This window comes from Bartonella sp. AP3QHHD, assembly GCF_042195765.1.
Lineage (GTDB): Bacteria > Pseudomonadota > Alphaproteobacteria > Rhizobiales > Rhizobiaceae > Bartonella.
Genome location: NZ_JBHIPC010000083.1, coordinates 1 through 2,837, shown reverse-complemented (window position 1 = coordinate 2,837; position 2,837 = coordinate 1). Strand labels below are relative to the sequence as shown.

At 36.1% G+C, this 2,837-nt stretch carries 6 protein-coding genes; 1 reads left to right on the top strand and 5 read right to left on the bottom strand.

The genetic code is table 11. The features are described 5' to 3' along the window. Positions 1–99 precede the first annotated feature (99 nt). From ACFIL7_RS04975 to ACFIL7_RS04955, 5 genes are all read right to left on the bottom strand, one after another. Complete coding sequence (locus ACFIL7_RS04975) at positions 100–558, bottom strand: hypothetical protein (protein ID WP_375643720.1); 459 nt, start codon at positions 556–558, stop codon at positions 100–102. A 19-nt stretch (positions 559–577) separates the two neighbouring features. After that, the gene (locus ACFIL7_RS04970) at positions 578–661 is read right to left on the bottom strand and encodes a hypothetical protein (RefSeq protein WP_375683416.1); all 84 of its coding nucleotides are present in this window, start codon (positions 659–661) and stop codon (positions 578–580) included. A gap of 205 nt (positions 662–866) precedes the next feature. Then, complete coding sequence (locus tag ACFIL7_RS04965) at positions 867–1,331, bottom strand: hypothetical protein (RefSeq protein WP_375683415.1); 465 nt, start codon at positions 1,329–1,331, stop codon at positions 867–869. Positions 1,332–1,444: 113 nt separating this feature from the next. Then, positions 1,445–1,825: a hypothetical protein gene (locus tag ACFIL7_RS04960; RefSeq protein ID WP_273791750.1), complete on the bottom strand. Its 381-nt coding sequence runs from the start codon at positions 1,823–1,825 to the stop codon at positions 1,445–1,447. Between the two features lie 237 nt (positions 1,826–2,062). Further along, a complete protein-coding gene (locus ACFIL7_RS04955) occupies positions 2,063–2,383 on the bottom strand; it encodes an XRE family transcriptional regulator (RefSeq protein WP_375683414.1) in 321 nt (106 codons plus the stop codon). A 102-nt stretch (positions 2,384–2,485) separates the two neighbouring features. Here ACFIL7_RS04955 and ACFIL7_RS04950 point away from each other — a divergent pair, with 102 nt between their 5' ends. Next, the gene (locus ACFIL7_RS04950; RefSeq protein ID WP_375683413.1) at positions 2,486–2,815 is read left to right on the top strand and encodes a hypothetical protein; all 330 of its coding nucleotides are present in this window, start codon (positions 2,486–2,488) and stop codon (positions 2,813–2,815) included. The last annotated feature ends 22 nt before the right edge of the window (positions 2,816–2,837 follow it).

The following is a 2,837-nucleotide window of genomic DNA, read 5'->3' as shown; positions in this document are numbered from 1 at the left end:
TATTAGGTTAGTGTTTTGTTCACTCATCTTGATTTCCTACATTGCGCGCAATTCACCCGTGGCGTGAATCACGCTGGTGTTAAAAGTTGGTTTGTGTTGCTAGAAAGGAATGTCGTCTTTTGTTGAAGAGTTGCCGTTCTGGGCGGTCATAGTTTGTTTACAATCTTCTGAATTATCATAAATTTTTACATTGCCATAAATTCTTGAATCGGCATAAATAATCACATTTCCATAAATTTGTGTGTGTCCAAAAATATGTCCATCATATATTTTGACGTTATTATAAATTTTTGCATTGCCAAAAATCTCGGCACAATCACCAATTTGTGCTTTATCATAAACCTTAGCACTATCGTAAATCTTGGCACAACAATACGCCTTGGCATCATTATAAATCCAGCAATCGTCTTTTTGACTTAAATTGTCTTCATACTCTACAAAGCCGCCAAGGTCGCCTGCTTTAACATCACCAAAATCTTTTAATGCACGTATGCGGTAAAGCGTAAGGTATCCATCAAACTGAATTGTTTCATCAGTAAGTTCGTATTTTTTTTCCATGGTTTATTGCCTCATGCCCTTATCTTAAAACAGTGTCATTTCCAGATACTTTTGTATTTCCGGTTACTTTGGCATTCTCGCAAACTAGTGCACCACCAAACACACGGGCATTTCCAGAGATTTCTGCTTGACCGCCAATTTTAGCTTTTTCAGAAACATGTGCACCTTGGTGGACTGCGGCATCGCCATAAACCTTAGCCTTTCCAAAAACACGTGCATCATCTGCAATACATGCGGATTCAAAAACACAAGCATCGTCAAAAATTTCTGCGTTCTTTGAAATTATTGCATTACCGCCAATCTTTGCATCATGGTATATTCGTGCACNCTGCGTTCTTTGAAATTATTGCATTACCGCCAATCTTTGCATCATGGTATATTCGTGCACTACCAGAAACAGAAGCTTTATCGTACACTTTCGCGTTCCCATAAATTTTTGCAAGTACGTGAACACGGGCATTACCGTAAACTTTTGCATGATTGAAAATGTGTGCACCACTCAAAATTTGTGCATCATCGAAAATTGTTGCGTTATCATAAACCAATGCACAATCTTGGATTAGTGCATTGGCATAGACTTTGGCATTCCCAAAAACCTTTGCACTATCTCCAACCCAGCAATTGCCATCATGTGATAAATTACCCTCATGCTCAATAAAACCACCAACGTCACCTTTCTTGACTCTTCCAAAGTCTCTCAATGCACGAATGCGGTGGAGAGTTTTGCCCCCAACTTCGATTGTTTCATCAGTCATTTCGTATTTTTTTTCCATGGTTTTACTCCTTTAAGTTAGATTCTGCCTTTGTCGTTCTTGCAAAAGAACGGCATTGCATTGTGTGGTGAATTTTTTGAAAAGGTGGCGTCTTTTAAAAACGCCTTTAGCTTTTAAAGCACATCACAAGGACGCAAACGGTGTTGTTGTTCGTAAGAACCATACATTGCATCATCATATTCGCGCTGTTTTATATCATCTAAAAAAAAACCGTATGCTGTGCTGTGTAGAATAAAATCGTGAGGAATGTTTCCGTTGAAACACTGCTCTTCACATTCTTTAAGATAGAATTCGGCAATATCTTCAGAGATATCTTCGCAACGATTAGTCGTTGGTTCAATACGCAAAATTTGGACAGCATTATCGGCTTGGTCGATAAATTTGATCATGTCACTTTCTTCTAAGAAAGGACCAGATTTAGCGAGATTTTGCTCTTCATTTTCGCACATCACTAAGAGAATTTCATCAGAATTTATAAACACTGGTTTATTCACAAATGCCTCCATACTGCCTATTGGCAAAAGTTATTTTCTAAGATATGGAGTAATTAATACGTTTTTCGTAACGATGTGTCAATAGATAAAATACGAAAAACGTATTTTTATTTTTATAAATCTATTCGATTTTGTTTATTATCATTAATGTTAATGAGGTGCTTATGATAGAAAATATAAAAGAAAAGCAGCTATCCATCATGCTAAATAAATTAACCGAATGTGAAAAAAAAGCTTTTATGAATTTCTTGCTGCGAGCAGAGATTTTAAAAGATCCTCGACAATCTTCTTTTCAGAATCATTCGCTTGTGAATATAAGTAAAGAAAATCATCAGAGTAAGGTCCAGAAATAGGTGAAGAATCTTTAAAAAACTCCATAATTTTAACTAACTCATCTGCCTTAATATCTCTCATTTCCCTATTTGTATTAAGATTAATCATATTGGATATAGCTGGTCTTCTTATACCAAGATAGGCGGCAAGCTTGGCTTGGCTCCCTCGTCCCATTTTATCAAGCTCTTTTTTTATCCAAATTTTTAGCTCTTTTTGCCTAATCATAATTAAGTTTATTCCTTATTTTTAAAGTCCTTACAATATAAAAAATACAATGATACGTTTTTCGTATTGACTAAATATTTTTGATATCGTATTTTTATCGCTATGATAAAAACATATACGAAAACCGCAAAACTCATAATTGAGTATCTAGGTGGGTATAAAAAAGTTGCTAATATCGTTAATCGCAATGTTATTGTAATTAGAAAATGGGCTTACCCTTTTGAAAAGCGAGAGGGTAAAGGCGGCATCATTCCAGCTAAATACCAAATTATGCTTTTGAACTATGCACGTGAGCATGGGATAGATTTGCGTCCAGAAGATTTTTTTTATCCCGAGCGCTTGCAGAGATTAATGCAAGAGCAACACCCCCCATTGTCGAAAATTTGCAAGAGCTGCGGTGTTGATCACACCGGAGAAACTTTACAGCATTAAGGAGATAAAGATGAGTTCGAAT